Source organism: Nocardia sp. NPDC058058, from assembly GCF_042885355.1.
In the GTDB taxonomy this organism is placed as follows: domain Bacteria; phylum Actinomycetota; class Actinomycetes; order Mycobacteriales; family Mycobacteriaceae; genus Nocardia.
Window position 1 is genome coordinate 1 of sequence record NZ_JBHVSA010000068.1, and the last position, 1,009, is coordinate 1,009.

The window sequence follows — 1,009 nt, forward strand, 5'->3', positions numbered from 1 at the left end:
GTCCGGGTCCTCGTACCAGCGGTCGCCCTCCTCCTCGGACTCCGCGTACTTCTCCTTGAAGACGTCCGGGACGTAATCGAACATGAACCGCTTGCCCTCGCTGTTGCGCAGCACCCCGCCGTCGCCGCGCACCGACTCGGTGACGAGGATCCCCTTGACCGAGGGCGGCCAGACCATGCCGGTGGGGTGGAACTGCACGAACTCCATGTTCAGCAGGGGAGCCCCGGCGAGCAGGGCCAGCGCGTGGCCGTCGCCGGTGTACTCCCAGGAGTTCGAGGTGGTCTTGAAGGACTTGCCGATGCCGCCGGTGGCCAGCACCACCGCCGGGGCCTCCAGGACGAAGAACCGGCCGGACTCGCGCTCGTAGCAGAAGGCCCCCGAGACCCTCGGCCCTTCCTTCAGGACCCTGGTGACCGTGCACTCCTGGAAGACCTTGAGCCGGGCCTCGTGGTCCCCGTACTCCTTGAAGTCCTCCTGCTGGAGCTGGACGATCTTCTGCTGGAGGGTGCGGATCAGCTCCAGGCCGGTCCGGTCGCCCACGTGTGCGAGGCGCGGGTACTCGTGCCCGCCGAAGTTGCGCTGGGAGATCCTCCCGTCGGGCGTGCGGTCGAAGAGCGCGCCCCAGGTCTCCAGCTCCCAGACCCGGTCCGGGGCCTCCTTCGCGTGCAGCTCGGCCATCCTCCACTGATTGAGGAACTTGCCCCCGCGCATGGTGTCGCGGAAGTGCACCTGCCAGTTGTCGCCCTCGTTGACGTTGCCCATGGAGGCGGCGATCCCGCCCTCCGCCATCACGGTGTGGGCCTTGCCGAACAGGGACTTGCAGATCACGGCCGTACGGGCGCCCCGCTCGCGGGCCTCGATCGCGGCCCGCAGTCCGGCGCCTCCCGCGCCGACCACGACCACGTCCCACTGCTGCCGGTCGACTTGAACCATGTCAGAAGATCCTCGGGTCGGTGAAGGTGCCGCTGGCCAGCAGGTACACGTAGAAGTCGCACAGGGCCACGCTGAT

At 68.4% G+C, this 1,009-nt stretch carries 1 protein-coding gene; it reads right to left on the minus strand.

Annotated elements, in window-relative coordinates:
• A partial coding sequence (locus ACFVUS_RS44225; protein WP_387781650.1) for an FAD-dependent oxidoreductase occupies nt 1-933 on the minus strand: 933 nt, incomplete at its 3' end.
• Nucleotides 934-1,009: the final 76 nt, after the last annotated feature.